We start from the raw sequence: 26,387 nt of genomic DNA on the forward strand, positions 1-26,387 counted from the left end.
CTTGCCGAAGCTGACTCCGCGCGGCTGGCAGGTTGCAGCGCTCGCCGAATGGGAGCGAGCGAACCATCGCGGCATAGTCAGCGTCGTTACCGGCGGCGGAAAGACAATTTTCGCTCTCTCTTGCGTTGATCGCATCCGTCCGATAGCGACGTTGATCGTAGTGCCAACCGCGGCACTCCTCGAGCAGTGGTGGGAAGAGGCGGCCAACTACTTTGACCTCGGTCTTGATGAGATCAATATTGTAACTGGTAGTCTGCGATTCCGCCTGGGTACGATCAATATTGCTGTGCTGAATACAGCGGCGAAACTCGCAGCGAAGATCGAGCAGCACAAGTGCTTCCTGATCGTGGACGAGTGTCACAAGGCGGCATCGGAGCATTTCCGAGCCGCGTTGCAGATCCAGACGACAGCATCTCTTGGGCTGTCGGCTACGCCGGAACGTCCATATGACGAGGGGTTAAAGGACGTACTGATTCCCGCGCTCGGCCCTGTCATCTTCAGCTACGACTATGGTGACGCGCTGCGCGACGGCGTGATCGTTCCTTTCGAACTTCGGAACATCGTGTTTGATCTGGAGGAAGACCGACAGGCTGAGTACGACAAGCTAAGTAAGGCGATTGCACGTTCGATCAGCCAACACGGCACGGAGGCTGAGGAGACCATTGCACTGTTTTTGAAGCGAGCAAGAGTGCTGAATCTAAGCCTCAATCGCATTCGTCTGGCGCTCAAACTCGTGGCTGCCAACCGCGGCAAACGCACGCTGATATTTCACGAGGATATCGAGGCTTGCAATCTCATTCACGCGGTTCTTTCGGAGAACGGCGTGCGAGCTGGCGTCTATCACTCCAAGATGACGTTGCGGGACCGGGCGGTGATGCTCAGGCAGTACCGCAAAGGAGAGATTGATGTACTCGTGACGTGCCGTGCTCTAGATGAGGGATTCAATGTCCCGGAGACCGAACTCGGCATCATCGCCGCCAGCACAGCCACGCGGCGGCAACGCATCCAGCGGCTTGGCCGCGTTGTCAGGCCGGCCCAGGGCAAGACCGGTGCTTTGATTTACACGCTCGTAGCCACTGGGCCGGAAATTCAGCGTCTCAAGGAGGAAGAAGCGCAGCTGGAGAATATCGCGACGGTAGGGTGGAGCCGCGCATGAAGAGGTTGCTGACGGGCGAATGCAACGAAGACAACATCTTCCAATTGGTGGATCCTACCGTTTTCGTTGAAGTCGACTTCGAGGCCGAGGTCGTCAAAGCTCTGACATGCCTTTTTCCGGACTACTGGTGCGGTGTTTTCGCTGGAGCGTTCATCCTTGAAGGCGAACGCCGCTCTGCCGATTTGGCACTGATCCATAGGAGCTTGTCCCACTGGTTTGTGGTCGAGGTTGAACTCGCCGGACATTCACTAGATGGCCATGTTCTGCCCCAGGTACGATGCTTTCGTTACGGCGAGCCGGACCAAACTTGCGCATCGAGCTTGCTTGCCGCCTTTAGCTTTCTCAACCGCGAGCAAGCTAACGCCTTGCTGGCATATATCCCTCGCTATGTTGCGGTTGTCGGTAACATGCCTGATCCCGAATGGACGACAGCGCTGCGGGCGCTGGATGTCCAATATCTAACCGTTTCGGTTTATCGGGACCGTAACGGTCGTTCTGCGCATGAAGTAGAGGGGCGGCTTGTAGCGCGCACTGAGAGCTTGGGATTTGCACGCTTTTCGGCGATCGACAATTGCCTGCGCATCAACAAAGGCTGCGGCCTTCCGCCCGGCGCCGTACAAATCATTGACCAGTTCGGCAATCCCGCGCTGTGGACGATACGAGAGGCCTCAGGCGTCCTTTGGATATCGAAGGACAGAGGTCCGGCGCTGCTTGAACATGAGGGCTATGTGCAGATTATCCGCACCTTCGATGGTCGCATTTCTCTGCGGCCGTCCGCGATTCAACGCAGCCCTGCTGCAACTGTCTGACTGTCCGCAGAAGAGAGAATGAGGCCGGCTTCGGCTTGAGGGACGACAATTTGGCCTACAGCAATGCTGCGGGCCGGACTCGAAACCGGCTAGTGGATGGGCTTAGTGCACCGAGCCATTACGCCGCTGCCTTCTCGTCACCATCTCGTACCTTTGCTGGCCATGTGTCCTTCCACATCGCCGCAGCCAATTTTCATTTACTCGTGTCTCCAGTTTCCATCAAGCGCTGTGTCGATCTCGCGCGAGAACCTGAACCTGCAATCTCCGGCGTGCAGTGCTAAAACTAGAAAATACGCGATCGTGCATAAGGCCGGTAAGGCCCCTAGGGTCCGTACCCAATAAGCTCTGGCGGTTTGGGGTGGTTGGTGATTCAAGGCTCTGGGAAGGGAGCCTTGATCATGAGCACACGGGTTCAGTGGCTGACCGATGAGGAATGGGCTCGGATCGAGCCGCTGCTGCCGCGTGGCCGCAAGGGTGCCCGTCGTGTGGATGACCGGCGGGTGATCTCCGGGATCGTGCACATGTTGAAGAGCGGAGCGCGCTGGCGGGACTGCCCGGCGGAGTTCGGGCCATATACGACGGTCTACAATCGTTTCAACCGCTGGAGCCGGCAAGGGCTCTGGCTGAAGATGTTCGAGGCTCTGACGGGCCATAGCGGGGTCTTCGACGGAGCGGCCATCGACGCGACCCATATCAAGGCGCACCGCTCTGCGGCGGGCGCAAAAGGGGGGCCTTCGCCCAAGCCATAGGCCGCTCCCGCGGCGGCCGCACAACCAAGCTGCACGGATTGGTTGATGAGAAGGGTCGACCCCGCGTCCTGCTGCTCAGCCCCGGCAACATCAACGACATCAGCATGGCCGAGGCGCTGATCCGGGCGGCCGGCCCGTTCCGCCGGTTGCTGGCCGACAAGGGCTACGACGCTAACCACCTGCGCAAGCTGCTGGCCCAAGGTGGGGCCGAGGCAGTCATCCCTTCCACCACCTCCCGAAAGACACCCATCCCCTACGACGTCGTCGCCTACAGGGAGCGCAACCGCGTCGAGCGCATGTGGTGCCGTCTCAAGGACTTCCGGCGCGTCGCCACCCGCTACGACAAACTCGCCAGAAACTACCTCTCCGGCGTCTTCATCGCAGCAACTTGCGCATACTGGATCAATTGAGTCCGGACCCTAGCGCACCGGTACGTGACCGAAGGCGTAGGGCGACACGGGTATGCGGACACAGGCAATGTCACCAAGATTGAGCGCTGAGCCCGAAGCCGTCTCCACTCCCTCGGCTCCATGGAGCCGACGCAGCAATTCCGAAACGGCAAGGGCGGCAGCGATCAAGCCGACGAACGGCACGCCGACCGTGCGGGATGCAAGCTGGGCCAAGCCGCAGGTATCGAGTCCGGATTTCCGCAAAGCGCTGTAGGCCGGCATCGCCGAGACATCGATGGCACTTCCCGCATCTTCGCGCCGCCAGATCTGATCCGGCCGCCGCGAGGCGGGAAAGGTGTGCAGCGAGAAATTCCGAAACCCGCCGGGACCGGCGCCCAAGCCCGCTTCGACCACCAGCTCGAACTTCGCGCTGCCGAGATCGGCGCGCGTCGGCGCGTTATCGACGCCGCAGAAGGCGACCGCCGGGTCGTGCGGACCGCGCAACGTCCAGGGTCCGAAGCGCCGCTCTTCGAGCGCGGTGGTGAAGCCCGCCGCTTCCAGCCAATGCGCAGTGACACGCGTCTTCTTGATGCCGACCAACGGCAAAGAGGACAGCAAGGACGTGCTGTCATTGGAGTCGGCAATCACGTCGTAGTCCTGGAGCGTAAGCTCGACCTTGCTGCGATCGGCATACGGCAAACAGGCCAGGAGCCACGCGAATGCCTGCCCGAGATTGCCAAGACCGATAAGCCAAACAGACGAGGGCAGATAGGACAGCGGCGGCTCGCTTTCGTCCGGGGCAAGCCAGTTGGCGCCTGGATTCCAGAGCGAGAGACCCGCAGCCCGCCATCCCGCCATCGGATGATCTTTCGCATGCCAAGCGAACAGCTCGGCAGCAGCGGCGGCCGCGGCGACGGCGGCGGCCAGCGGGTTCGCCTCGTCGTCGGCCAGGCGGCGCACGTCATGCTGCGGCACGACGCCCCCGCGCCATCTCTCCCACGTGAGCGACCATGCCGTGTTGTTGGCCGCCTGCGGCACAGTCCCGATTTGCACGATCGGCCATAGCGGATTTCCCGATTGGGCGAGCGTTCCGCCGAGTTCGGCCACCGCGTCCGCGAGCGTGTGCGCGCGCGCGAGCGGCACGAGCAGCGGCGCATCGGTCACGCCGAGCACTTCGACGCCGCCGAGCAAGGTCCGGCGCGTAAGGTTGACCAGTGTGAGAAGGGCGGCCTGGTGCGCGATCGAGGTGGCGGCCTCCGGTCCGACGCGGATCGACGCGCCGAAGCCGCGCAGAATGTCCATGGCGTCGCCGTGCGTCGCCGCGCGCCCGTTGTCCATGAAGTACTTGGCGGTGCGGTGCAGCCGCGTGTGATCGATAAGCGCGTTCATAGGATCAACTCCAGAATCCGGTGTAAACGTATTTGCGGCAATGCCGCTGGCCGCGGTCTGTCCAGCGGTGCTCACCTTGATACTCGTAGATGCCGATATCCCCGTAGCGGATCGGCGGAGCGGCGAAGTCCGGCACGATGATGGCGATGTGTCCCGGTCGCGCGACCATCGGATTGGTGCGGTCGGATCCGCTCTGAAAGGCGGCGCCTGGGTGCGTGTGGATGTCGGCGACGACGCTAAGCTTACGGGCGCGGCACATCGCCCAAAGCTTGGCGAAAGCATCGGCCTTCAGAATGCACACGCCGCTCGCATAGGCCGCCGGGTCGAGATCGTCGTAGTAGACGACATCGACGGCGGCGCGCCGGCCGTCATGCTCGTGCCCGAGCAGGAACGCACCCGATTCGTGCCGGCGCTGCGTGCGCCGGTGCAGCTCGGCCATGGTACGCGCCCACAACACCGTCGGGCAGTTCAAGCGGTGCTCAGGCGCCGCGAGCGCCCGAATAATCGTCTTGATTGAGAAGGTCATAAAGCTGCTCCAGGTAGCAGATGATGCCCCGCTGCGGCTGCCAGAGCCGGTTCGGGTGTTTGTGAATCCAGTCGCCGTGCCCTTCGATCGACATACGGTCGCAGGGCAGATAGAGGCATTGGCCGCCCTTCCACTCCGGCCTGAAGACGGACGGCACGATCGCGCGGCCCGCCGGCCACTGAGCTGCGGGGAGTGGCCGCCGCGCGCCGATATTCCAGGGCTGTGCCGTTACCGGCGTGTGCCGGTAGCCGCTGCATTCGAACCGGAATCCGTATTCATCGGGGGCGCTGGCGCGCTTGGCCGCCGACACGGCTATGGTCGCGTGCGGCCAAGCGGTTTCGATGTGACGCCATTTGCCCTCGATCTCGCCGCGCCGGAATTCCGGGGCGGCGAGATCGGCTGCGAGGAGCAACTGATCGGGAGGCACGGCCACGGTCATGGCGCTTTAGCCCTCGACGCGCTTTTCGGGAACGAGGTCGAAGCAGATGTCGCAGCTATGGCCGCTGACAAGCTCGGCCAGGGCGGTGTCGGTCGGCGGCTGCGCCGTGCTGTTGCAGAGCTGCAGCACGTGCTCGCCGGCATCCGTCGGGTTGAGCTTGAACTCCCGCACGGCCCACTGCTTGACGGTGCGGACGCGGTTGCCCGGCGCGAAGGCGCGCTCGATGGTGCGGTCCATGTAGTGGACCGTGACCTTGATCCTCTTGCAGCGGGTCACGTGAACGCGCGAGCCATGCTTGAGGCCCTCCACCGGAGCCTTGGCGTCGTGCAGCACGGGCGCCTCGGCCTCGTCGATGAAGACCTCGAACCCCTCGAAGTCGATGCCGTGCGTTTTGAAGACCTCGTGCAGGTCCCGCACCGTCGCCGGGATCGTGATCCCGGCCTCGGTGATGCCGGGCTTGCCCTCGGCCTGGATGAAGATGATCGTCTTGCTCATTGCTTGTTCCTTTGATCGGCGGCCCGTGATTGAGCCCTTAAGGAAGAAGCGACGGCAGGCAGACTTTTCAGGAAGTCGGGTTTTAAGAGACGCCCTGGATGAAATCGCAGATGAAATAGCACTGGCAATTCGGGCAGCGCCGGGCGTCCTCGGGCGCGGGCGCAAAGGCGCCGCGCTCGATGTCGGCGATGGCGTCCGTGTATTCCTCCAAGAGCTTGTCGTCCTTGTTCGGCGGAATCGGCACCGCCTCGCGCGTGGCCAGATAATAGGCCTCGACCACGACGGACCGTCCAGGATAGCGCGCGGCCGCGCCGCGGCGCAGCAACGCGTAGATGCGGTTGGCAGGGTCGGACTTCGTCTTGCGGCCGGTGCGGATGCGCTGAACATGCACCGTGCCGTCGGCGGCGATCACAACGCGGTCGGGCGTGAGCGCAATCTGCTTGCCGCCCACATCGACGACCCATTCGCCCTGATCGTAGCTGCCGGTCTCCGCCGCGATTACATCGACCATGGATGTGATCATGGTTTCGGCGGATGCCCGGTAATAGGCCTCGAAGCCGTGTCCGGTCGGCCCGCGCGCCGCCCACTCCTGCGCGAGCTGCGCAAGCGCGGCGGGATGATCCGCCGGCGTGCCGGCGGCGCGTTGCGTCTCAAGCCATCCGATCGTGCGGAACACGCAGCGGTGAAAGCGCACATAGGGCGAGTCGTCGCGGATGGCGCGCAACTCGTCCAAGGCCTCGAACTGATAGCGTTGCGGGCACTGGATATAAAGACTGAGCTCCCGCTCTTGATAAAGCGTGCGCACGCCGGGCGGCGCGAAGGGCCGGGCGGGGCGGACCGGCAGCGGCGTATCGTTGCGCCGCGCCGCCGGCGCGAGTGCGTTGATGGGAGACAAGAATTTGGACGCGCTTGCGGTCTGGCTCGCGCTGTAGCGCTCCGACCGGCTCAAGAACAGGAAATCCCGCGCGCGCGATAGTGCCACGAAAAACAGGCACTCTTCTTCCGCCTCATGATCGACGGGCCGGATCGCCAGATGCGGCAAGCTGGGCGGCGGCGGACAGCGCACGCCTTGTCGGTTCGCCGGCATGTATCGGGTCGCCAGCGCCGGGAGATGGACCGCCTTGAACTCCAACCCCTTGCTGCCGTGGACGGTGAGAACGCGCACACCGTTAAGGTCGGAGGCCTCCGATGCCACGGCTCGGTACATCCGGTCGTCATTGAGGGCTTCGATCCGGCGCACCCGCGCCAGCATGTGCTTGCGGGTGGAATCGCCGTCGGCAGCCATTTCACCGCAGACTTTAAGAAGCTGGTAGATCGCGACGAGTTGTTGTTGGGCTTTGGCGTCATTGGCGGTGAGCAGCGGGGTCAAATAGGCGCTTCGCTCAAACAGCCAGGCTGTGAGAAGCGTCCAAGGCGACGTGCCCGGCCCGAAGCCTTCAAGTTGGTGTGCGAGGCGCCCCAGACCCGCGCTGCCCTGTGGCGTCAACCCTGGGATTTCCGAAAGGCGGCGCAGCGCGTCGAAAATGCGCAGATGGTTCGTCTCCGCCCATTTGATGACGTCAAGCGCATCGGCTTTGGGGGCGCCATACTCCGGGAGCTGCGCCACTCGGACCAGACCGATGCCGCCGGGTTCAGCGTCGATCGAGATGAGCGCCAGCAAATCGCGAATCTCGTCGCGCTCGAAGAGATCGCCAAGATAAAGAAGGGGAACGCCGAGCTGTTCGAGCGCGCCGGTGATGCGGGCGAGGGCCAAATGGCTGCGGGCCAGAATGACCTGCTCGCTATAGGGAATACCGTTCGCGCGGGCTTGCTCGATGTGATCGCGGATGGCCGCCGCTTCGGCCGCCACCGATGGGGCCACGATCTGGCGGATCGCGCCGACGCTGCCACGCTGCGCCGTCCAGCTCCCGCCGGGCGAGCCCTGCATATTTGCGGCAAAGGTCGCGAACGCCTGCACCACCGGAGAACCGGAGCGGTAATTGACGCCCAGAGAGCGCCGCGCGCCGGAAAACTCGGCGATAAAACGCTGCACGTTGCTCGGCGCCGCGCCGCGGAAGCGGTAGATGGATTGCCGCTCGTCGGCGACGACCCAGACATCCGCTTGCGGCGCCGCAAGCGCCCGCAGCAAGCGCGCGCTTGCGAGGTTCACGTCCTGATATTCATCAACCAGGATGTGCTCGAACCGCGCCTGGTATTCAGCGCGCAGATCGGCGTTCTGCTCGAGCGCTTGCGCCGCGAGCAGAACCAGATCGCCGAAATCGACCGCGTCCACTTTGGCCAGCGCATCCTCATAGATTTCGTAGATGTCGGCGACTTCGAGCGCCTTGCCCGCGGCTTCGCGCTCGTCTTCGCTCACAGCGACGCTGCGGGCTGCCTCTGCGGCGGCGCGGTAGGCGGCGGGCGTGATGAGATCGTCCTTGCACCGCGAAATGGCGCGCAAGACAGGCACGAGCTCATAGGCAGGTTCATAGAGATTCTGAAAGTAGCGCAGCGGCAGGCGGATGAGGTTCGCTTCGAGCAAGGCCAGCGATCCCGCTTCGTCCAAGATGCGCACGTTCATCGTGCGGCCGATGCGCTGATGATACTTGGTGATGAGTTCGAGCCCGAAGGCGTGAAAGGTGCCGACCCACATTTCAATAGCGGCGTCCGCGTTGCTCGCGGACAGCCGCTCGCGCATTTCCTCGGCCGCCTTGTTCGAGAAGGTGAGGGCGAGGATCGAGGCGGGCGACGCCCCGTTATCCAGCAAGTGCTGAATGCGATGCACGAGCGTGCGCGTCTTTCCGGTGCCCGGCCCTGCATCGACCAGAAGCGGCCCGCTGTTCCAGGTTGCGGCTTCGATCTGGCCCGGATCCAGTGTGTAGCTCGGGGCGGGGGTGGCCGGCGGCGGCGCTTGCAGAGGCGGCAAGAGCAGGGCGCGGACAGCCTGGTTCAGGACGAGGCCCGGCGGCACGCCGAGGTCTTTCGCAATGTCCGCGGGCCTGCGGCCGTGTGTCAGCAATTCTTCGCGCAGCCAATCCGCCGGACATAGAAACTCACCGGCAAAAATGTCGGCCTGAACCTCTTTGCGCTCGCGTGGGGAGTAGCCTTCCACGCGGCCCGCGCCTGAATCGATCGGATCGCCGCCGAGCCCTGGGGCGAGGGCGGTCACTTCGTTGCGCGGATCGCGGTGGAGCTTGTAATGGCCGAGCTCATGCGCGGTTACGATGGCTTCGTTTTCGGGGCTTTGGCCGCTCGCGACATTGATCATCTTGGAAGGGCGGTCGAGAAAGCCATAGACACCCTTGCTGACGACCGAGCCCGGCGCGTAATGCGCGAGCTGAAGGTCATCCTCTTCGAGCGCTGCCGCCAGCAGCGTGGGCGCCTTGCGGACATCTTTGGATTTCAAGAGAGCTTGGCGGTGACATTCGCGCGCCTTGAGCCGGATATCCCGCCAAGCGTCCATGTTTTAGTCCTCCCCGAGCCAATAGCGCTTGTCGTCGTCCGACATGGGGCTCGCGCGAATAACCTCCGCGTAGGATCGCGTGTTGATGGTGGGCGCCTCATCCGCCTTGGCATGTCCTAATCGCCGGGGGCCTGCCAACAGATCGGATACCGCGCGTTCAAGCCAAGCGGTGCTGATGCCGAGCACGTCGGTGAGGGCATCCGACAAGCGCCGGCCCAACGGCAATCGCATGCGGCCAGCATTCAGTTCGGCCAGAACCATGCGATCGATGTTGATGCAGCGCGCAAGCCGCGGAATATCGAAGCCGGCGGCAGACACGGCTTGCGGCCACGTCTTCTCTGAGACATTTTGCGCAGCCGCTGACTCCTGCCGCGCGCTATGAAGCAGGTTCAAGGCTTGGCTCCGCCCGCGCGCGAGCAGGCTCTCATCGGGTTGGGCGTTATGCTCTTGCGAATCCGCCGCCCACTGCGCACGCACGGCCGCATGCTCGCGGATATCGTCGGTATACTGCGGATACCGGCGCGTCCATTCGTTCACTTGCTCGGCGGTCGGGTTGTCGCAGGTCTGATGGAATGCGAACAACACCTCGTCCCGTTCCGGGATTCTGTTTTGTTCAATCATTGGCGGCTCCTATCTCAATCTTGAGGAGAGCTTTGGTCTCGGCGATCCACTCTCCCGCGGTTTTAGCGCTGATCCCGAGCTGCTCTGCGATCGACGTCGTGCCGATGCCAGGGCCTAGCGGGCATCCGTCCATATGCAGGCGGAACGCCTCGCGCTTTCTCGGATCAGGAATCCTGTTCAGCAGCCGTTGAACCTCGGCGGCTTGTTCGCTGCCTTCCTCAGGCGGCTCGATGGTCTCGACCATGTCTTCGCCATGGTCTGTGACGCCGGGCTGCGTCTTGTAGGGCTGGTTGCGGTGCGCGTATTTCCGCTCGGCCCGGATCGCGTCCGCGACGCGGAATTCCACGCAGGTCCGAAAGGTCTTGCAGAGCGCTTGCCCATCCTTTGAGCCCGGCTTGAGGATGGCGACGATCAACTGGTGGTGCGCACGCAAGACAATGTCTTCGCCGTCGTTACGGTGATTCTTGCCCACCAGCCACCGGATGATGCGCAGCAACTCGTCCGAGACGTGGGTGATCAGCGACGAAAGAACCCGTTGATCGCCGTTTGGACCAATGTGCTGCATCGCAGCCACGATAGCTTCGGGCCGGAAGAGCCGGAGACGATTGCCGGCGGCAGCACTCTTCCAGCCCTCAAGGTCGGATGGCGAAGGCGGTTCCTCTGATGTTTCGGCACCTGTCTTCATGTCTACCTCGCGATCCGAAAGGGCGGCCCTACCTATGAAGCGACCGCACACCCAAAATTCCGGAAGCGGGTGGCGAAGATTTCTTCAAATGTGGATTTGTATGTACGTAAGTCATTGAAATAACACGAAAAAATACAAAGTGACAATGTATCTTACGGGAAATAACCGCGACCTTGGGCTCACGCGGCCTCGGATTGCGGCTGCGGCGCCGGACTCGCCACCAGAAGCGTAACGCCGCTGACCGGAACGCCCAAGGCCTTTCGTGCAACCTCCAGCAGATGCTCGTGGTGAGTGAAGAACAGCACCTGGGTCTTCTTGGCGAGTTCCGCCAACACGCGGAAACCGGCCGCCGCGCGCTTGTCGTCGAAGTTGATGAACAGATCGTCGGCGATGAACGGCATCGGTTCGGCATGATCGAGATAGTCCTCGACCGCGGCTACGCGCAGCGCCAGGTAAAGCTGATCCGCCGTGCCGGTGCTCATGCCGGCGACCGCCACACGCCGCCCGTCCTGGCGGATGCCGGCAAGCTGCGCGTTGTCGTGATCGTCGAATTCGAGTTGCAGGGTCTGGAATGACCCGCATGTGAGAATGGCGAACAGCTCGCCGGCGCGCTTGAGCATCGGCGCTTGCTTTTCCCGCCGGTAGCGGTCGATCGCCCATTGCAGCAACACGATCGCCGAGCGCAAGCGCACATACTGCTCGGTGATCTCGGCCATCTCGGCCAGCGCCGCCTGACGGTCTGCCGCGTCCCTCGCCGCCTTATCGTCTCCGCCGACGGCATTGAAGGCTTGTCGTGCGGCATTGCGGGTTTCGCGTGCCTCGATCAGCCTATCGCGCAATTCCTGCAATTCCCCGCTGATCGTCTGCTCCTTCGCCGCGATGGCATCGAGATCGATCCCTGAGCACTCGGCCGTAAGATCCGCAACTGGAAACCCGTCTCCATCCTGCGTCAGCGATGCCGTAAGGCGGTCCAATTCGGTCGTCAGCGTACGCATTTCGTCGGAGCGCTGAATTGCGGTGCGCAGATCGTCGATGGATGCAACCGCAGCCATTTTCTGCAGCCGGGCGATGATTTCGCGCGCTTCACCGCTCGACTCACGGCAGGTTTCGATCTTCTCCTGCAAGCCGGCGATGTCGATGTCCTTCGCGGCTTTAAGATCGCGCACGCGCACAGCCTCAGCGGCCAGGCGGTCGAGCTCCAAGACCGCATCTTCGGGGTCCGTACCGGAGAGATGAGGCGCGATGGCTTGCGCCAAAGCCGCGACATCGGCCTCAAAGGTCTTGATGTCCCGCTCGATCTTTTCGATCCGCTCATGCCGCAGATCGTTGATGCGGCTTGCCGCCTCGCGCATGTCGTCGATGGCGCCGATTTGCGCTTCTGCGGTCTCGGGCGTCGCCGTGGACGGAAACTGGAGCGCCTTCAACGCTGCTTCCCATGCGGCCGTCCAGTCTTTCCATTCGCCTTCAGCCTGTTCCAGGTCCTTGCGCTTGCGTCCAACCGCGCTTGCGGCCTTGCGGCGGGCCTCTTGCAGATCGCGCGCCGACTTCGCCGTGGTTTCGTGCCGCCGTTCCTGCGCGGCGGCTGCCTCGATGACGAGATGAAGTGGCTCGGCAGCCAAAGAAGCGGTCGCCACGGCCAGCGCCTCAAGTTCGGCGAACACAGCGCCCTTGGCCTCGCTTTCGCGCTGACACCATGAGGCGGTCTGTCCCTCGCCCACCGCGAGCCGTGGGATCAGCTCAAGGATGTCCGATCGCACGCGCAGCCATTCGATCATGGCATCGGGATCGCGTGGGGCAACTCCCGACTCCGACCACAAGGCGGCCCACGCGGCTTCCAACGCCGCTTGCTCTTCCGCCAGCGCCTTCTCTTCCAAAGCCAATGACTCGATCAGATTGTCCTGTTCGCCAATCTGCCTGCCGATGACCGAAAGTTGCGCGGCAGCGTCAACGTGATCGAAGCGCCGGTCCGCAGCGTCGTCCGCCACACGGATGGCGGCCTCGAATTCCTCGGCGATCGCGTCCGGCGGAGCAAAAGCCGCGATTTCATCGTCCGGAACGGCAGCGCCTTCGAGATGGCGCCGCCGGATGATCGACCAGCCTGCATCGCGCCGTGTGCGCAAGCGTTCAAGCTCATCGGCCCCAACGACACGTTCCTCTGTGGTGATACGGTCATAAGCCTTCCGGTGGCGCGCGCGGTCTTGCTCCGCGGTCCGAATACGTTCACGGCAGGTCCGTTGCCGTTGTTCGAGGCTCCGGCAGGCCTCGCGGTGAGCCTCGACCGAAGCAAGCGGCGGGACGAGCATGGACTCAAGGGCGGTGTGATCGCCCACCGCAGGACGCAAGGTCTTGAGGGCGCGGCCGATCGCAGTGCGGACCTCCTCTTCTTCACGCTTGGAATTCGCGATGTGGCCCGCGACGTCGCCGAGTTCGCGCGCGGCCTTGATGACCATCGCCAGCTTGGAGACATCCGTCACTGCTCCAACGGCTTCCAGATCGGCTTCGATCTCGGCGAGCTTCTCCTCGGCTTCGTCCAGGGCATCTTTGGCATTCTCAAGCGCGCCCGCTTGAGCCCCGCGGCGATTAAGCAAACCGCGAAGAACGGCGACTTTCGCCTTGGCCGGAATGCGGGCAATCACCTGATCGACATCGCCGCTCCATTCCAGCTCTGCCGCGAGGCGCTTGAGCGTCGCCTCGGCCGCTGCCAGTTCGGCGCGCCGCTTGGGCAAATCGGCTTTGCCGGAACGGATTTGGATGCGGCGATCGCGAAGCTGCGCGATGTCTTCCGCGCGCGCGAGCAAGGACTCGTCGAAGGTCAAGCCCGCGCGCTCCGCTTCAAGCGCCGCGATCTGCTCGCCGAGCGTCGCGATGCGCGCCGTGGCGGCGGCTTCGTCCTTGGCGGCCTTCTCAAGAGTCTTGGAGGCCTCGGCATCGAAGGGAACGACGGTCCCGAGCGCTTGGATGGCGTTTTCGGTTTCCGCGCGCTTGCGCACGTCACGGCAAACGCGGCGGATACGGCTAAGCTTGCGCAGCTCCACCGACTTGATCTCGATTTCACGCTCGATGGCGCTGTGCGCCTCATGGGCGGTCTCGAACGCGCTTTTGAACGATTGCCACTTGGTCGTCGTTACGACGTTATCCCGCATCGAAGCTTCGGCGGCCTTCAACCGGTCCTCCGCTAGGAAATATTTGCGGTGTCCGGCGCGGCGTGAAGCCCAAAGCGCATCGGCCTCGGCCTCCATCGCTTTAAGGGTTTCCCGCAAGCCTAGGATCCCGGCGCCCGCCGAGAAAAGCATCTGGCCGACATCGTCCTGGGCTTGCAGAATTTCCTTGCCGCCTTGGCGCAAGCGCTCGTGATCGAGGCTGAACATCCGCGTGTAAAAGCGGCGGTCGGCGCCTGCGAGAAACGGCGCAAGCGCGCCTTCACCGGACGGAATGGGCGTCTCATCTTCGCCGAGCAGCGTATCCTTGTTGCCTTTCCGGCGGCGCAGCTTGAGCGCGTCGCTGCCCTTTTCCAGGACTGCGCCCACCCGCATGGCGTTGTACTCGTGCAGAAAGTTACGCGGCGAGTTGGCCGGGATGCCGAAGAGCAGGTCTTCGACACCGTTCATCGCCGTGGACTTCCCAGCTTCATTCTCGCCCAGGAGCATCTGAAAATCCGGCACGCCGTGCGGCAGGCTGATGCTGGCGTTCGTGAAGTGGCCGTAGCGCAGAAGATCAAGCTGTCGGATGCGCATATGACTACACCTTCTCTGCGAGGCGGGCGTTCAAATACGCACCGGCATGGGTGATCAAGCCCGCGATCTTGCCGTCGATCGCCGCCTTCAGGACGGCATCATCCGTTTCGGTGCGGACGTCGTGCGGCAATTTGCGGACCAGATCGCCGAGCTCCGAGGCGAGCCGTGCTTGCAGCTCGGCATCGCTGCCCGCGCTTTCGATCATGCGCTGCAAATCGCCCAACGCGTCCTTGCGCGAGGCTGCGATTTCCGGGGTCTTCGTGGCGACGACGAGCCGCTCGATCCAGGCGGCTTCTTCGCCGAGGCCCAGCGCAGCGGCGCGCGCCTCTGCCAGGAGATGGTCCGCCGATGCCAGCAATTCGCCGTGCAGCTTGGTCTGCCCCGTCAGCTCGATCCGGCAGGCAAGTAGGCGTCCCTGCGCGTCGCGCGCGACCGCTTCCTCAATCGCCCCGCGGACGAGATCGACGGCATCGGCAGAGGCCGCGCATTGATCCACCGGGACCGGCAAATGGATCCAGCGCACGCAATCGGCATGCAGCGGCGAAACCGCTTCGACCTGGCTGTCCTCGACCGTAATCAGCGAGGCGCCCTTGGGGCCGCTCTCGCGGATGTGACGGCCTTGCAGATTGCCGCAAAAGACAACATGCGGCCGCTCGTGCAGGACGGCGGCCTGATGCACATGCGCGAGCGCCCAATAATCGTAACCCTTGTTGATGAGCTCTTCGAGCGCGCAGGGCGCATAGTTTGCGTGTCCGCCCATTCCGCCCAATCCGGTGTGGAGCACGCCGATGTTGAAGCAGCCCGCGACCGGCGCGGGATAGGCGGTGACAAGATTGTCGGTAACGTCGCGCTGCCGAAAGCTCTGGCCGTGCAGCGCTATGCTCAGGTTCGGCAGGCGGAATGTCTCGGGCTGGCGCGCTGAGAACACCTTGACATTGGAAGGCAAGGTGAGCCGACGGGTGATCTGGCTTTCAGCATCGTGATTGCCATAGAGCAGAAAGGCGGGGATGCCGACCTCGGCCAGCCGGCCCATCTGCTTTACGAAGAAAAGGCCGGTCTGATAGTCGCGCCAATCGCCGTCATAGAGATCGCCAGCTATGACGAAAAAATCCACTTCCTCTTCGATCGCCTGGCTGACGAGAGTGTCGAAAGCGGTTCGGGTTGCTGTGCGGATGCGTTCGGCTGCCGCGCCTTGCTGGCCGGAGAGTCCCTTCAGCGGACTGTCCAGATGGATGTCGCCGGTGTGAATGAAGCGAAACGATTGCAAGACAATGCCCTCCCGAATCCGATCGGCGTACACAAGACCGGTCCCGTGGCGCTTTCGCTCCGGGCCCCTTAGACGGTCAGCGAAACCTCCCCGGGTTTTCCGGAAGTGCCGGACCAAAAATCGTTCGGCAGCAAAGGAAGTATCGAACATAAAGGGAACATAATAGTCAAGAAGCCACTATTATCCCCAATATCTAGTAGCGAGACGTGGATGGGCGGGCGCGGCGCGTCCGGCACGAACCAGGTCCACATGTCGAGCCCGATCGCTCCGGCGATCTGGCCTGCGTGGGTCAGACGCACGGCGTCAGGCCGGTCGCCTTTGCGCTGTACGGCGTCGATCGATGCCGCGACGATAAACGCCAAGACCCCGAGCAACACCGCTTGCGAGCGTTCCAAGCACCAAGATCACAAGGCTTCCGGTGCATGAAGTATTGCCTCGATCCGTGACCGCCTGATCCATCGCAGACAGGCTCGCGCACAGATCGGCAGACACTATAGCCCGGCGCAGTCTGCGCGGTGCGGTCTTCGATCAACTTCGCGAGTTGCCGGACTTCCGGGCCATGCTGGCGGAACTCGATGAGCCCGGTCGGCTGCGCCGCCCCATAGCCTTGCTCACGACAGAAGTCGTGGCCGAACCGGACACGACGCCTTTTGACGTTCCTCTCCCTAGGCAGAGGATCATTAGCAAAGCGCGAAGCGCGCCTTTCTGTGTAGGCGATCGAGGAGCAGTTCGCGGCGGAGCATTTTTTCGGCGAGGACGATGATCATGCCTTCACGCCTTCGAGATGGTACTAGGCGAACCGCTCGCCTTAGTCCGAAACAAATCAATTGGTGCTGCGGACCGGACTCGAAACAGGCTAGTGGATGGGCTTAGCGCATCGAGCCATTACGCCGGTGCCTTCTCGTCACCATCTCGGGCCTTTGCCGGTCGTGTGTCCTTCCACACCGCCGCAGCGAGAGATCCATCAGGCTCAATGAGCGGTGAGCATAGCGAGCACGAACGCGCTGTGCTATGAACGCTGACGGTCTTTCCTTTTTGTCGGCGCACGATGCGCTACAAAGTCGATGGCGTGAAAAATCGACCGATCGTTGTCGATAGATGCCGAAACGTCGCCGAATTCGAATCGCGCGAATTTTCCTTTGAAATCATAAGCGAAAAATTTTGACGGCTCGACGGTCGGGCTTTGACCGTCAGCAGAAAGATTTTGCGCTTATAAATCAGCGCGTTACGATGCGTTGAGAGAATCGAGTGGGAGTGAAATGATGTGGTTCGCGACGTTTCGCGAACTATCGCCACATCGTCATTGACGTTGCCCCTCCTGGCTAATCCAGTTTGAAGTTCGTTCTGGCCCAATGAGAGGACCAGAACATGAGGCGCAGCCGCTTCACCGAGGAGCAGATCATCGGCATCCTGAAGGAGCACGAGGCCGGGGTGCCGGTCTCGGACCTGTGTCGCAAGCACGGGGTCAGTGACGCCAGCATCTACAAGTGGAAAGCCCGTTTCGGCGGGATGGACGTATCGGAGGCCAAGCGGCTGCGCGCGCTCGAAGACGAGAACGCCAAGCTGAAGCGCATGCTCGCCGACGCCATGCTGGACAACGTCGCGCTGAAGGATCTCCTGGGAAAGAAGTGGTGACGTCCGCTGCCGAGCGCAGGGCTGTCGCCCACCTCATGGAAGCCCATGGGATGAGCGAACGGCGGGCGTGTAAAGCCACCGGCTTCTGCCGCATGACCATGAGATACGAAGCCACGCGCGGGAATGACGCCTCACGTGAGCGCATGAAGGCCATCGCCCGGGAGCGACGGCGGTTTGGCTACCGCCGTCTCCACGTCCTGCTCAGGCGGGAGGGCTTCCGGGTCAACCACAAGCGGCTGTTCCGGCTCTATCGTGAGGAACGGCTGATGGTCCGCCAGCGCGGCGGTCGCAAGCGGGCCATCGGAACGCGGGCGCCGATGATGATCCCGCTGCGACCGAACGAGCGCTGGTCACTCGACTTCGTCGCCGACCAGATGACCGACGGCCGGCGCTTCCGGATGCTGGCCATCGTGGACGACTGCACTCGCGAGTGCCTGGCGCTGGTGGCGGACACGTCGCTGTCCGGGGTCAGGGTCGCTCGCGAACTCGACAGGCTTCTGGCAGAGCGCGGCCGGCCCAAGATGATCGTCAGCGATAATGGCAGCGAGTTCACCTCCAATGCCATTCTGGGCTGGGCCGACGCGGCTCGGGTGGAGTGGCACTACATCGCGCCCGGCAAGCCGATGCAGAATGGCTTCATCGAAAGCTTCAACGGCCGCCTGCGGGACGAGCTGTTGAATGAGACGCTGTTCTCCAGCCTGTCCCAGGCCAGGGCCGCCCTCGCCCGGTGGCAGCTCGATTACAACACCGACCGGCCGCACTCAAAGCTCGGATGGCAGACGCCAAGCGCCTTCGCCTCAACGTTCCACCCGTGGCGGGATCAGACGCTCCGCAACATGAACGGCTCCGCGTCTGCTCCCGCCGCTCCACACGCCCGAGAAGGCAAACCCAACCGCCAGAACGAACTCACCGCTGGATAGAAGTTGGGGGCAACGTCACAGTCCACGCAATTGGAGGAGACTGGTGAGCGTTTTTTAGCCCATAAGATGTGAAATCTCACCCGCGATATCTGAGGCGGTCTGCCTGAGAAGCTTCAACGTCTGCACGGTTCTCCTCGCACCACTCTCTCCAAGGAAGAACATGTGGTTGCCCGGCAGCGTCGCGCTCAGTCGCTGGGCGGCGTGCCCGACATACTCGACCAACGACGCCCATTTCTCAGGGGGCAGCGCAGCGAGCTTGTCCGTTTGCGAGAAAACGAGACCTTCGCAAAGCTGCTGGGTGATGTAGACGCCCCATGTGGAGTGGTCCGTGAGCGCGTGCCGGGCATCGATCGCAGAGGCGTGCGTCATCAAAGCGAGCGGCGGAAAGGCGCGATAGTTCGCGGTGCCAACCTCACGCGCGTCTCCGGCCGGGTCGGGAACGAAAGATCCGTCTCTGTAGCGCATGGCCGATGCTGCCAGCCCAACCGGAAAATCGCCGGTCATCTCGCGTGTGAATTCGTCGGTATCAAGCACCACATGGCCGGCAGCCGCGTTCTGATCCACAAGACAGTGGAGCAGCCAGTCAAGATAGGCCCCCTTGACGCCGGCGAGGCCGCTTGCGGCCGGCTTCAGGTGGTTGAGGCCAGGCAGGGTATTGGGAAGTGCCGATGCAGCCGCCATCGCGACGAAGAGTTCGATGCCCTTTCCCTTTCGACGCAGCGCGGCATGAAGAGGCTCAGCAATGCGCCCCGCCATGCTCCAGCCGAGCACGATGGCGTTCGCCGGCAGGTCATCGCGATCCATGTAGCGCGTGATGATCTCCGCGCTCTGTTCCGCCCAATCGGTGATCGAAAATTGCGGGAATGCGCCGTTGAACACGCCCCTGTTGTCCATCGGATAGGACAGGACAAGCGAGGGAAATCCGTCCTCGTGCAGCCAGTGGCACAGGAAATCGGCGGCCCTTCCTTCGGGCGGTCCATAGGCGATGCGCCCGAGCACCCCTCCCCCTGTGACAAACACCACGAGGGGAAGGCCCTCGCGCCCCGCCTCGAACCGCACCAGAGCCGGATAGCCGGCCGCCTCGGTCAACTCCTCGCCCGGATAGAGCATTGGGGATCTCGTCTGTGCTTCCGCCTGAGTGCGCCATGCCGCGCCCAAGGCTATACCGAGCATCGCGACTTGACGACGATTGAGGTCCAATACCGCCATTGTCGAACGCTCCATGTCCCGCCGGTCGCCGGGGCCCATCAGACCACGTTGCGGCGCGTCGCATAGCCCGCGGGCAGGTCCTCGGGCGCGCAGGCGATGACGCTTTCGTCGTCGCGGCCGCACTCCTCCACGAAGGTGATGTCGGCGAACTCGTCGACGAGCATGGTCGGATAGGTCGGCCCCGCGTCGCGATACTGGCGCATCAGGTCGATCTTTTCGTTCTGGAAGCCGATGATCTTCTTCGGTTCCTCCTCGATCCAGCGCGGGAAGAAGGTGGCGCCGTGGGCACGGTTCTCATTGAGATTGTAAGCGACGCTCACGCAGGTGCCCGTCGGCTCATGCCAGGAGACCTTGTACACGCCGTCGGCGAGGCGGACGATGTGGACCTCCTGGCCCTTGACCCAGCGCCCGCCCACCATGCCGCCATGGACGCGGTAGTCGATGGTGCGCTCGTTCTTGAAGTACATCTCGTACTGCCAGCCATTGGCATAGGTGTAGATGATGTGCTTTCCGACGAAGGGGGCGATCTCGGCCGGACGGGTGGATTCAAATGGGTCGGTCATGATTTCCTCTCTCCCGGCGGCCAAGGGATGTTCCCCTGTCCGGGTCCGTGGGCGGGGTGGTTGGCGACGCTCAGCTGAAGCCGTATTCGCTCCAGCGCCGACGCACGCGGTCGACGATTTCCGCCGGATAGCCGTGGCGGAACGATGCCCGCATCGGCAGGGCTTCGCCCCATTCGTCCGGGGCAAGGCAGTTGTAAACGATCTTGCCGGTATGGCCGGAAACCTTCTCGCTCTTGCGCAGGTAGGCGAGAAGCGGCGCGGCCTCGATGTCGTCGAACACGGCATGGCCCAGCAACGGGTGGCAACGGGTCGCGAAGGCCCAGACCAGTTCCTTCAGGTCGGTCGGATCGACGTCGTCATTGAGCACGATCACCTTGGGGATCACCGCCCCCGCCTTGCTCGCGAAGACTATCTGCCCGATGCGTCGGCAGAGTGCCTCGCTCTCGCCGACGCCGCTCCGGCGGCGCCAGTCGCGCGGAACGGTGACCACCAGCCAGTGCAGAGCCGACTGCAGCGGAATCCAGGCCGTAGTGGCCGGGATGCCGGACTGGCGCAGCTCATGCAGGAGTTGCGCCGAGCTCGGCAGGCCCCAGGCGGTATGGTTCTCCTCCGCCGGTTCGCCGGCAACGACAACCGGCAGAATGGCGTTGTCACGATGGCTGATGGCGGAAACCCGGTAGGTGGGCCGGCGCGCCGGCGTATCGAGAGGGATGTAGCCGGCGAACTCGCCCATGGGGCCTTCCACGACCAACTCGTCGAGATGAAGGTGCCCTTCGATCAGGACCTCTGCGCTAGCGGGAGCTTCAAGATCGACGGTCCGGCACGGCACAGTCCTGATGGCGCGTCCCAGCAACGCGCCGAGGCGCCCGCCCTCGTCGACGTGGGCCGGCAGAGGCATGCCGCAGATGAAGGGAATCGCAGGCTCCACCCCGAGCGCCAAGGCGAACGGCATCGGCTTGCCTAAATCTGCCCAAGCCTTCGCCACCATCCCGAGGTGCTGCTCCGGCGCCACGATACCGGAGAGGCGTTGGCCGTCGATCACCATCATCCGAGCGATGGACCAGTTGGTCCAGGTTTCGTCCGGCATGCGCGCGACGATGCATCCGAAGGTGTTTAGGTATCGTCCGCCGTCCCCATAGTGCAGGAGTGGCACGGGAAGCGCGGTGAGGTCCACCGCGGCGCCGGTGACGGTGTTTTCGAAGACCGGCGCATCGTCCACGACCACCGGGTCGATGGCTGGCTTGTCGAGGCTCGCGGTGATGGCCTCCACTATGGCGAGGCCGCCCGTTGTCGGCGGTAGCTCCAGCGCGAGGGCGGTGCGCACCAGCTCCAGCCCGGGCTGGGCGCTGGTTCCGCCCGGCGCGCCGAGGACGCGGAAACCGCCGGGGTGATCGGAGAAGGCGTTGAACAGGGGCGCCGGCGCCCCGGTCTCGATGCAGCGCCGGATGATGGCGCCAAGCTCCAAATCCAGCGAGACCGGCGCGCCGATCTCCTGGATTTCTCCAAGGCCGTGCAGGGCCTCGATGAAAAGGCGCAGGTCGGTGAGCGGCATCATGCATCTCCCCTGGGGCGGGCCGCGGCGGCCTTCGACCCGCCGTTCCATCGGTCTAACAAGCCGGCGTCGAGGTCGTAGAGGTCGAGCACACGGCCGACCGTATGGTTCACGATCTCGTCGAGCGAGGTCGGTCGGTCGTAGAAGGCGGGGACAGGCGGAAACACGATCGCGCCGTTCTCGGTGGCCTGCGCCATGGACCGGATGTGGCCCGCATGCAGGGGCGTCTCCCGGAACATGAGGACCACCCGGCGGCGCTCCTTCAGGCATACGTCGGCCGCGCGGGTGAGCAGACCGTCGGTGTTACCGGTGGCGATCGCGGACAGGCTCCTCACCGAACAGGGGGCGACGATCATGCCCATGGTGCGAAACGAGCCGGAGGCGATCGCGGCGCCGATGTCGGCGTCTCCATAGCTGAAATCAGCCATGGCGCGGACGTCGCGCACTTTCAGATCGGTTTCATATACGAGGGTGCGTTCGCCCGGCTTCGACATGACGAGATGGGTCTCGATGTCGAGGCTCCGAAGCACCTCCAGGATGCGCAGCCCGTAGATGATCCCGGTGGCGCCGCTGATCCCGACGATCATGCGCCGGCGTCGTGCAGGAATGACGGGCTGTTGCATGGCGTGCGTCCGGTCCCGGTTCGATTGAACGGAACCTAGCCAGCCGGGCCAGAGGCCTCATCGTCAGAACTGTCTATGCGGGACGCGGGCCGACGAATGGGTCGGCCGAACCACCTTCAGCGCTGCTGCGGCACGAGTGCGCCGAGGGTCGCCATGGTGCGCTCGAAGTCGCGCAAATTCTCTGCCTCCGACTTGCCCAGGATCGAGCGGATCTGGCTGCGGACGGTCATGAGCGAGACACCGCGTCCGCGCGCCACGTCCTCGGCACTGGCACCGCCGGTGAGTGCGAGAGCGACCTCAGCTTCGGCCCGGCTAAAACCAAACATCTCGCACAGCATGTCCGCCTGCGGCACTACCTTGCGATTGAGCGACCGCAGGAGGATGAGAGCCAAAGGGTCCCTGCCATCGCCTTCGTCCCGCCCTCTCACGTCATTTGCAAGGCCCAGCGGCGCCGGCGCAACCGTCAGCGCGGCGATGGCGCCGTTGCGCGAGGTGACACGCATAGCCCCCCCTGGCCCCCCTGACGTAGCGGAGGTAACGAGTTTGCGCAGCAACCCGGCCTCTTCGCGGGACATCGCGGAGAGGTACACGCCACTGCCGGCAAAAGGGCCGGAGCGCATGGAGAACAGGGCGGAATCGGGACCGGCCAGATACCTGCGAGCGAGATCGTTGACGAAGCGTATCTTCAGGCCCGCATCGACCACCCCCACGCCTACGGGAAGCGCGTCCAGGGCAGCGCGCGTCAAGGCGGCGGCCTCGTCCTCGCGCCCGAGCCGTGCGCGCAACTCGATGGCGCGCTGGACGTGCGGCATCAGGGTTTTGAGCAGGCGGACATGGGTTTCGTCGAATGCCCCCGTGTCGTCGCCGCGGGACACCAATATCGGAGTTGCCTCCGTGAGGCCGGCCATGCCGCCGATCACATGACGACGCTCGTGGTGTCGCGCGAAGTCGAAGTAATATTCGCTACGGAGGAGTTCGGTTTCAGCGACCAGCTCGGCACCGAGCTTTGCGTTGCCGAGGTGGTGGGCCCGCGCTGTCGCAAAGTCGTAGCGGGCCTTGGCAGCGTAGGGGTCTCTGGCGTGGAAATAGGCCGAATAGGCGCTCTCGCTGCCATCGGGCGGCATCAGCAAGTTGCGCGGCCCCCCGGGACCTCCAAGGACCAGCACAGCGCGCCGCGCATCCATGATGCGGCAGATACGGTCGCCGACGTCCAGCCAACTGCCGTCCCCGGCGCCGGCCTGGTAGATGGCGCCGACGCAATCGGCGAGTTCGCGTTCCGTGTCTCTCACGCTGGGGCAGCCCCGAAAGTAGCCGGAAGATGGCAGAAATTCTAAGCCCGTTCAACGCATCCTGACCTGCAGGGATGCAGCGAAGGAAGCTTTACCCAGGGTCCGTCGCTCTTCTTTCAGTCCCAACAAAAGCTTGGGAACCTCACCAGTTCTGTTGATGTGCGTCCCAATGCCGTATCGATAGGCTGACGTCTCAAAAGCAAACGCCGGCGGTTCTCGACGGCCGTTGCGCGGAATATCCCGCCGAGCACAATGTGGGGCACCTCTATTTCGCGAAGCCCGCAATGGTCGACCATTTCAAGGCGCTCGATCCTTGCAACACCTTCAATCCCGGGATCGGCCGCACCACCAAATGCGCGCACTGGATGCCGCGCGGACAGAACGTTGCACCAGGCGCCTTCCGGTGCGACGGCTGACCATGTGAAATGCCAAGTACGGCGCACGCCACTCGGCTGGCTCCGGCAAGATCATTGGAGCGAACATGACGACCCGGACCGGTGGCGAGCTCATCCAGGATTTCCTTGAGACTTATGAAATTCCGTTTGTTTTCGGCAATCCCGGGACCACGGAGACCACCTTCCTCGCGGCGGTGGCGGCCTCGAAGGCCACCTATGTCCTGTCGCTGCATGAATCGAGCGCGGTCGGCATTGCCGCGGGCTATGCCCTGATCACCGGAAAGCCGTCCATCGTCAGCCTCCATACCTATCCGGGCCTCGCCAACGGCATGTTCAATATGCGGAACGCGCTGATGTCCGGGGTGCCCCTGCTGGTCATCAACGGGCAGCAGGATTCCCGCTTCCTCATCCACAATCCGGTGCTGGGCGCGCCCAATGTCCAGCTGGCCCAGACCGCCACCAAATACGCCTATGAGGTGACCCGCACGGACGATCTCGCCGTCGCCCTGCAGCGCTGCTACTTGCACGCGCGGCTCCAGCCGACGGGTCCCGTTTTCCTCTCCATCCCCATGAACTTCATGCTGGAAGAGACTGAACATACGACGTTCAAGAAGACACGCATCATCGAGGATGTGGTGCCCCGCGCCATCGGCGAGGTGGCCGCCGCCCTTGCGGCGGTGCCCCGGGGCAAGCTCGCCATCGTCGCCGACTATGCGGTGGGCGCGGCGCACGGCATCGACACCGTCAGCCGCATAGCCGGTGCGCTCGGAGCCGACATCTATGCCGCCCCCTTCCACGTGCAGGGGACGGTCGATCCGCTGCATCCGAACTTCCGTGGCCAGCTTCCTCCCACCACGAAGAAGATCAATGAGACGCTCGGCCGCTACCACACCATACTGCTGATCGGCGAGAAGGTCGACACTTTCACCTATGATGGCCTCCAGGCGCTGCCGGCGGAATTGCAGGTCGTCCAGATCGCGCCGGCGGCCAGCCAGCTCGGCTTCGATTTTCCCTGCGACATGGCCGTGCTCGGCGACGTCCATGCGACCCTGGACGCGCTCGCGTCCGTGCTGGGTGCCCCGACCGCGGCAGCCGACGGGCGGGCGATCAGCGACGGCGCTCTGGATGCGAAATATCCCGCCTCGGGACCGCACGCGAGCGATGCGCTGATCCTGGCGGTCCTGCGCCATCTCGACCGATCGACGCATGTCGTTACGGAAGGTTCGTCCGAGGACGCCATCGTGCAGGACATGGCTGTGAGCCTCGGCTTCCGAAACGTGCATTTCTCGCCTCGCGGCGGCGGGCTGGGCTGGGCCCTGCCGCTGGGCGTGGGCATCGGCCTGGCAAGCGGCAAGCACGCCGCCTGCTTCGTCGGCGACGGAGGCAGCCTGTTCTCCATCCACGCACTCTGGACGGCCGCGAAATATTCCATCCCGTCCATCTTCATCTGCTTCGTGAACAACGAATATCGGCTGCTGAAGGACCTGTGGTGCAATGTGATGGGCACGACCATCGCGAGCACGCACTTCGTCGGTCTGGACTTCAGCGATCCCGATGTGGACATGCAGAAGGTCGCCGAAGGCTTTGGTGCCCGCGTCGAGACGATCGACGCCGTCGGGGACGTCGGGGACGTGCTCGCCCGCGCGCTCGCGCATCAAGGTCCGAGCTTCCTGATCATCAATCGCGAGCCGTGAACCGGCGGCGGCACTGCCCCGCCGCATCTCCATCAATGCAGAATAAGGGAGACATCCGTGTCCGGGGATTTCGAGAAGGAACTGACGCGGCGCGTGTGGACCGACGACGCGTTCGCCGCGCAGGTGGAAAGCGATCCCGCCGAGGCGCTGAAGACCATGGGTGTGGAGGTGCCGGCCGGCGTCAAGGTGAAGGTGGTGGTGCAGCGGCGCGACCGGGTCTACTTCACCATTCCGCCCGCCCGCGCGCCCCATGCGCCGCCCGCCGCGACGCCGCTCAACCAGATGGACCTGTGGTCCAGCCAGGGCCTGTTCATCTGGCTCGTGCCCGTGGCCGCCAAATTCAAGCTGCTGGCCCTCCGCAACGCGGCCCGCACCGAGGGAGATCAGCCATGAGCAACGCCGATTTCGTCGAGAAGAATTACGAGCGCATCGCCACCGATCCCGATTACCGCGCAAAGCTCCTCGCCGATCCGGTCGGGGTGGTCTGCGCGGAGTTCGGCTACACGCCGGGCCCGGATTTCAGCATCGAGATCGTCGAGCAGATGGAAGACACCATCGTCATCATGGTGCCCCCGAAGCCCGAGGCCGGAGCGGACCTGGAGCAGGCGCTCACCCAGGTGACCGAGCGGGTCTTCGACCTGCTATTTTCGTCCGGCATCGGCGGCTTTTTCATTCCGGATGATAAGCAGAAATGGGTGGTGCGCGAGATGCGCCTGGCCGCGCAGAAGAAGACCGGCCTCGATATCTCACAATTGTAGGGCGCCCTCGCGCCAAGATCTGGCGAGGCGAGCTTGAGACCGGGGGGC

At 63.6% G+C, this 26,387-nt stretch carries 23 protein-coding genes and 1 pseudogene; 9 read left to right on the plus strand and 15 right to left on the minus strand.

The window, feature by feature from the left end:
* Window position 1 precedes the first annotated feature (1 nt).
* The 3 genes and pseudogenes from V5F63_RS19775 (at window position 2) to V5F63_RS19785 (ending at window position 3,124) form a co-directional block, all read left to right on the plus strand.
* Window positions 2-1,156 (plus strand): DEAD/DEAH box helicase, encoded by a 1,155-nt coding sequence (locus V5F63_RS19775; protein WP_394103006.1) that lies wholly within the window; start codon window positions 2-4, stop codon window positions 1,154-1,156.
* Entirely contained in the window at window positions 1,153-1,965 is an 813-nt protein-coding gene (locus tag V5F63_RS19780) for a hypothetical protein (RefSeq protein ID WP_394103005.1), read from the plus strand. Before V5F63_RS19775 ends, V5F63_RS19780 begins: the two co-directional genes overlap by 4 nt.
* A gap of 398 nt (window positions 1,966-2,363) precedes the next feature.
* Window positions 2,364-3,124, plus strand: a pseudogene (locus tag V5F63_RS19785) (IS5 family transposase).
* Window positions 3,125-3,133: 9 nt separating this feature from the next.
* On the opposite strand, the gene V5F63_RS19790 reads toward V5F63_RS19785, so the two are convergent.
* The 10 genes from V5F63_RS19790 to V5F63_RS19835 all read right to left on the minus strand — a co-directional run bounded on the left by V5F63_RS19790 (window position 3,134) and on the right by V5F63_RS19835 (window position 16,096).
* On the minus strand, window positions 3,134-4,492 hold the full coding sequence (locus V5F63_RS19790; RefSeq protein ID WP_394103003.1) for a BilD N-terminal domain-containing protein: 1,359 nt from the start codon (window positions 4,490-4,492) through the stop codon (window positions 3,134-3,136).
* Between the two features lie 4 nt (window positions 4,493-4,496).
* Entirely contained in the window at window positions 4,497-5,018 is a 522-nt protein-coding gene (locus tag V5F63_RS19795; RefSeq protein ID WP_394103002.1) for a Mov34/MPN/PAD-1 family protein, read from the minus strand.
* Complete coding sequence (locus V5F63_RS19800; RefSeq protein WP_394103001.1) at window positions 4,972-5,457, minus strand: DUF7665 family protein; 486 nt, start codon at window positions 5,455-5,457, stop codon at window positions 4,972-4,974. The genes V5F63_RS19795 and V5F63_RS19800 overlap by 47 nt, the downstream gene beginning before the upstream one ends.
* Window positions 5,458-5,463: 6 nt before the next feature.
* The gene (locus V5F63_RS19805; protein WP_394103000.1) at window positions 5,464-5,952 is read right to left on the minus strand and encodes a ubiquitin family protein; all 489 of its coding nucleotides are present in this window, start codon (window positions 5,950-5,952) and stop codon (window positions 5,464-5,466) included.
* Window positions 5,953-6,034: 82 nt separating this feature from the next.
* A complete protein-coding gene (locus V5F63_RS19810; protein WP_394102999.1) occupies window positions 6,035-9,394 on the minus strand; it encodes a UvrD-helicase domain-containing protein in 3,360 nt (1,119 codons plus the stop codon).
* Between the two features lie 3 nt (window positions 9,395-9,397).
* Window positions 9,398-10,015, minus strand: coding sequence for a hypothetical protein (locus V5F63_RS19815; protein WP_394102998.1), 618 nt, complete (start codon window positions 10,013-10,015; stop codon window positions 9,398-9,400).
* Window positions 10,008-10,700, minus strand: a complete 693-nt coding sequence (locus V5F63_RS19820; RefSeq protein ID WP_394102997.1) for an RNA polymerase sigma factor — start codon at window positions 10,698-10,700, stop codon at window positions 10,008-10,010. The genes V5F63_RS19815 and V5F63_RS19820 overlap by 8 nt, the downstream gene beginning before the upstream one ends.
* A gap of 179 nt (window positions 10,701-10,879) precedes the next feature.
* Window positions 10,880-14,434, minus strand: a complete 3,555-nt coding sequence (locus V5F63_RS19825; RefSeq protein ID WP_394102996.1) for an ATP-binding protein — start codon at window positions 14,432-14,434, stop codon at window positions 10,880-10,882.
* Window positions 14,435-14,438: 4 nt separating this feature from the next.
* Complete coding sequence (locus tag V5F63_RS19830; RefSeq protein WP_394102995.1) at window positions 14,439-15,701, minus strand: metallophosphoesterase family protein; 1,263 nt, start codon at window positions 15,699-15,701, stop codon at window positions 14,439-14,441.
* Between the two features lie 68 nt (window positions 15,702-15,769).
* Window positions 15,770-16,096, minus strand: coding sequence for a hypothetical protein (locus V5F63_RS19835; protein WP_394102994.1), 327 nt, complete (start codon window positions 16,094-16,096; stop codon window positions 15,770-15,772).
* 973 nt (window positions 16,097-17,069) lie between these two features.
* On the opposite strand from V5F63_RS19835, the gene V5F63_RS19840 reads away from it, so the two are divergent.
* Complete coding sequence (locus tag V5F63_RS19840) at window positions 17,070-17,336, plus strand: transposase (protein WP_143007100.1); 267 nt, start codon at window positions 17,070-17,072, stop codon at window positions 17,334-17,336.
* Window positions 17,219-18,256 carry an IS3 family transposase gene (locus V5F63_RS19845; RefSeq protein WP_509210839.1) on the plus strand — a complete coding sequence of 346 codons (1,038 nt, stop codon included), beginning with the start codon at window positions 17,219-17,221 and terminating at the stop codon, window positions 18,254-18,256. Before V5F63_RS19840 ends, V5F63_RS19845 begins: the two co-directional genes overlap by 118 nt.
* 54 nt (window positions 18,257-18,310) lie before the next feature.
* Here the strand turns inward: V5F63_RS19845 and V5F63_RS19850 are convergent, their stop codons facing one another.
* The 5 genes from V5F63_RS19850 to V5F63_RS19870 form a co-directional block, all read right to left on the minus strand.
* A complete protein-coding gene (locus V5F63_RS19850) occupies window positions 18,311-19,465 on the minus strand; it encodes a hypothetical protein (RefSeq protein ID WP_394103122.1) in 1,155 nt (384 codons plus the stop codon).
* Window positions 19,466-19,503: 38 nt separating this feature from the next.
* Window positions 19,504-20,028, minus strand: coding sequence for a phenolic acid decarboxylase (locus V5F63_RS19855; protein WP_394103121.1), 525 nt, complete (start codon window positions 20,026-20,028; stop codon window positions 19,504-19,506).
* A gap of 70 nt (window positions 20,029-20,098) precedes the next feature.
* The gene (locus V5F63_RS19860; RefSeq protein ID WP_509210806.1) at window positions 20,099-21,583 is read right to left on the minus strand and encodes a UbiD family decarboxylase; all 1,485 of its coding nucleotides are present in this window, start codon (window positions 21,581-21,583) and stop codon (window positions 20,099-20,101) included.
* The gene (locus tag V5F63_RS19865; RefSeq protein ID WP_394103119.1) at window positions 21,580-22,203 is read right to left on the minus strand and encodes a UbiX family flavin prenyltransferase; all 624 of its coding nucleotides are present in this window, start codon (window positions 22,201-22,203) and stop codon (window positions 21,580-21,582) included. The genes V5F63_RS19860 and V5F63_RS19865 overlap by 4 nt, the downstream gene beginning before the upstream one ends.
* A 116-nt stretch (window positions 22,204-22,319) precedes the next feature.
* Window positions 22,320-23,492, minus strand: a complete 1,173-nt coding sequence (locus V5F63_RS19870; protein ID WP_394103118.1) for a hypothetical protein — start codon at window positions 23,490-23,492, stop codon at window positions 22,320-22,322.
* A 185-nt stretch (window positions 23,493-23,677) separates the two neighbouring features.
* Between V5F63_RS19870 and V5F63_RS19875 the strand changes: the two genes are divergently transcribed.
* The 4 genes from V5F63_RS19875 to V5F63_RS19890 all read left to right on the plus strand — a co-directional run bounded on the left by V5F63_RS19875 (window position 23,678) and on the right by V5F63_RS19890 (window position 26,339).
* Entirely contained in the window at window positions 23,678-23,908 is a 231-nt protein-coding gene (locus V5F63_RS19875; protein ID WP_509210840.1) for a hypothetical protein, read from the plus strand.
* A 65-nt stretch (window positions 23,909-23,973) separates the two neighbouring features.
* Window positions 23,974-25,581, plus strand: a complete 1,608-nt coding sequence (locus V5F63_RS19880; RefSeq protein ID WP_394103117.1) for a thiamine pyrophosphate-binding protein — start codon at window positions 23,974-23,976, stop codon at window positions 25,579-25,581.
* Between the two features lie 57 nt (window positions 25,582-25,638).
* On the plus strand, window positions 25,639-25,974 hold the full coding sequence (locus V5F63_RS19885) for a hypothetical protein (protein ID WP_394103116.1): 336 nt from the start codon (window positions 25,639-25,641) through the stop codon (window positions 25,972-25,974).
* The gene (locus V5F63_RS19890; RefSeq protein WP_394103115.1) at window positions 25,971-26,339 is read left to right on the plus strand and encodes a hypothetical protein; all 369 of its coding nucleotides are present in this window, start codon (window positions 25,971-25,973) and stop codon (window positions 26,337-26,339) included. Before V5F63_RS19885 ends, V5F63_RS19890 begins: the two co-directional genes overlap by 4 nt.
* Window positions 26,340-26,387: the final 48 nt, after the last annotated feature.

Source organism: Xanthobacter wiegelii (assembly GCF_043193855.2).
Classification (GTDB): domain Bacteria; phylum Pseudomonadota; class Alphaproteobacteria; order Rhizobiales; family Xanthobacteraceae; genus Xanthobacter; species Xanthobacter flavus_A.